We start from the raw sequence: 2,801 nt of genomic DNA on the forward strand, positions 1-2,801 counted from the left end.
ACTCTGTTTATGCCTTTAAAAAGGTAGCCATTTATGTCTATTTTTTCCTTTAATTTCTCTTATATGCTCCTCCAAAATATCAGTAAATTCTAAAGAAATGTAACAATCACCTTCATACTTCTTTGCCACTACTATAGGAATTTCCTCAAGCACTCCTCCTATCTCTCCACCAGTCCAGAGTATAACTTTTCTCCCAGCTGGGTAATCCTTTATCCTTTTTATAGCCTCCTCGAGAGAGTGTCTATGCTCAACTTCTACCAGTATAGTTCTTTTAGCCACTTCAAATGGGTCTGTCCTAGCAAAAAAACTATACAAAGACAGCTCTTCGCAGTCAGCGTAGTATAACCCCACTACATCTAGCCTTGTCTGGAAGTTAGGATTGTGTATGCTAATCCATGGGCTATGTCTTCCAAGGAACATGTTAGCTACATTAAACTTGAAGTCTCTATACCATCTCTCGACGTCAAAATCTCCCGAACTGTCTATGTAACAGTCTCTATGTCCTAAAATTGTGCTAGCCCAAGCTTCCGTTTTAACGATGTATCCATATTCTTTGAGCGTTCTTACCACTTCTCTTACCGCCTCTTGATGGGAACACTCCTTAGACATCTTAGTTCACCTCTAACCTATCTAGCTAAGGTTAGCTTAACTGTTGGAGACCATAACTTTTTTAACCATTTTTAACCATATTTTTCAATAAAAAATGTTAAATATCATATAGTAATACACATTCCATGGCCCACGTAACTATAAATGTTAGCATTGAACCTCTTTCCTATGAAAATCTGGAAGAATATTGTAGAGTTTTGGGTTTGTCGAAGTCTCGGGTAATCAATTTGCTGTTAAAGGACCCTTTGAACGCTATTGCCCTTAGCCTTGCATGTGAGCTTGTCAAATCTTTGAGGAGGTGATAGATGTGGGTAGTCAAGAGGTTGGTAGAATTGAAGAGGAAGTTGTAGAGGAGAGGAGACAGGAAGAGGAGGAAATAGACGAGGAGGAAGCTACGGGAAGTGCTCTCCTTACTGCTGAAGAGTTCGATAAAAAAATTGAAGAAATAAAGGCCAAAGTCCGAGAAGCTGTCCAAGAGGCCTTAGCAAATACATTAGCTGATCTTTTGGAGAAAGAAGAGAAAGAAGAAAAAAGAAAAGACGAAACAAAAGCTGAAGAGTTGCCAAAGTGTCCTAAAAACCTCTCATGGCTCAAAAAAATGTTCGAGATTTTGCCATTGGACATTTTAAGAAATAGCAAACTTTGGCGATATAGACACTGTGTTTGGGCGTTACAGGAGGCAGAGAAAGAAGCTGAGAAATTTAGGAATTCTTAAATAATATGTCAAACGTTGGTTTTTCGGGGTCGGCGGTATGCGGACCGCCGGCCCCCACATAAAACAAAGCAGAGATGAGGCGACCCCCCTTGAATGGGAGTAAGCTACGAGACAATTTAAAGTTTGCCATTTCGAAAGATCACCTTGAAGAAGCCGTAGTTTTACTAAGGCTTAGAGAGGAGCTTACAGGATTGACAGTAACTCAGTTAGCTCGGTTCTTACGTAAAAAGCTGTATCCTAAAGCCTCCAAAAGAGAAATTTACAAGAAAGTCCATAGAATTCTCGATAAACTCGAAGAGAAAGAATTTGTTAAGACAAAAACAATAGGAAATTACCGTTTTGCCAAAATAACGCTTGAAGGTCTTCGCTTTTTGGCGGAAACGCTTCCAGAATGGAGCAAGCAAGCCGAAGTTGACTTGAACAATAGGCTCGGGTGCACGAAACACCTCATCACCAACTATCGAGCTTCCCGTGAATGGTTCGAAATTGCCATTAGACTACTTACAAAGCCCGTTGAGAGGTTTGAGCCGATAGATAAGGAGCTTTTGGTTCTAAACTTCACCACATGGCTCGAAAATATCAGCGATAAAGTGCTTGTTTTCATGGACCCAGAAACAAGGGTAGTTGTTACCAAGCCTTACAGGACACGTTTTAACTCACCTGAGTACATCAAGCTCCTGTTAGCCAAGTATGACGAGGCTTGGAAGATAGCTTCAGAAAACTATGATGTTGGGGTATTTTTGACGGTAACGCTTCCTCCAATCTTTCCGCTAAAGATAGAGCAATATCTTCTTAGCTATATCCTCCATAGGCTTAGGAATTGGCTTAAAAGACGTTATGGTTTTACTCCACCGTCTATTGTCGGAAATGAGCCACAGGAGAGCTTAAACTTCCATAAACATATTGTATTCTTCGGAATTTCAAGAATAATGGATAAGAGGGAGCTAACGCTTTGGTTAGACGATAAAGTCATTAGATTCCTTGAAAACATGGGTCATCATATCCAAAAGACGGTAAACAATCGTCTAAAGCCTGAAGAAGTTAAGGTATTTAATAAGCTTGGAAAGAAGCTCCTAAAACGCTATCTGAGATACAAGAAGAAGCACAAGGGTTATCAAGGACCTGTAAATTGGATAACAAAGGTTTACAAGGACGAAAACGGTAAATGGGTTTTTGAGAATCTGCCTCCAGATTTACAGGGTAATAAGAAGGATGGAACTTTTTGATGGAGCTAACGCTTCAGTTTCCGACTACATTAAAAAATACATCATCAAAAACCTCAACTCAGCTTTAGAGGGAACAGACAAAGAGAAAGACCCCAAATTAGCTTGGTATTGGCTTGTCAGAGTTCCATTTTACACTATAAGCCCTAAGCTAAGAAAACCTCAGGAAAATCCTCCACCTTTGGGGCTTGTTTTTCTTGGATCCTATTCGGAATGGGATTTGTCTTATTTACTAGTTTAATGCCTCTTATTAG

General features: G+C 39.8%; 5 protein-coding genes. 4 read left to right on the forward strand and 1 reads right to left on the reverse strand.

Going from position 1 to position 2,801, the window contains the following annotated elements; all coding sequences use genetic code 11:
• Positions 1-15: 15 nt before the first annotated feature.
• Positions 16-609, reverse strand: coding sequence for a hypothetical protein (locus tag ARCPR_RS09255; protein WP_012766396.1), 594 nt, complete (start codon positions 607-609; stop codon positions 16-18).
• Between the two features lie 125 nt (positions 610-734).
• Here ARCPR_RS09255 and ARCPR_RS09880 point away from each other — a divergent pair, with 125 nt between their 5' ends.
• From ARCPR_RS09880 to ARCPR_RS09270, 4 genes are all read left to right on the forward strand, one after another.
• Positions 735-911: a hypothetical protein gene (locus ARCPR_RS09880; protein WP_012766393.1), complete on the forward strand. Its 177-nt coding sequence runs from the start codon at positions 735-737 to the stop codon at positions 909-911.
• A 5-nt stretch (positions 912-916) separates the two neighbouring features.
• Positions 917-1,324, forward strand: coding sequence for a hypothetical protein (locus tag ARCPR_RS09260; RefSeq protein WP_012766394.1), 408 nt, complete (start codon positions 917-919; stop codon positions 1,322-1,324).
• An 89-nt stretch (positions 1,325-1,413) separates the two neighbouring features.
• Complete coding sequence (locus tag ARCPR_RS09265) at positions 1,414-2,550, forward strand: MarR family transcriptional regulator (protein ID WP_148208760.1); 1,137 nt, start codon at positions 1,414-1,416, stop codon at positions 2,548-2,550.
• Entirely contained in the window at positions 2,498-2,788 is a 291-nt protein-coding gene (locus tag ARCPR_RS09270; RefSeq protein ID WP_148208761.1) for a hypothetical protein, read from the forward strand. The genes ARCPR_RS09265 and ARCPR_RS09270 overlap by 53 nt, the downstream gene beginning before the upstream one ends.
• Positions 2,789-2,801: the final 13 nt, after the last annotated feature.

The organism is Archaeoglobus profundus DSM 5631, from assembly GCF_000025285.1.
Classification (GTDB): Archaea; Halobacteriota; Archaeoglobi; order Archaeoglobales; family Archaeoglobaceae; genus Archaeoglobus_B; species Archaeoglobus_B profundus.

What these genes read in the sequence shown, in the direction of transcription:
- ARCPR_RS09880 (WP_012766393.1), top strand. Translation starts at nt 735, where the DNA reads ATGGCCCACGTAACTATAAATGTTAGCATTGAACCTCTTTCCTATGAA.
- ARCPR_RS09255 (WP_012766396.1), bottom strand. Translation starts at nt 609, where the DNA reads ATGTCTAAGGAGTGTTCCCATCAAGAGGCGGTAAGAGAAGTGGTAAGA.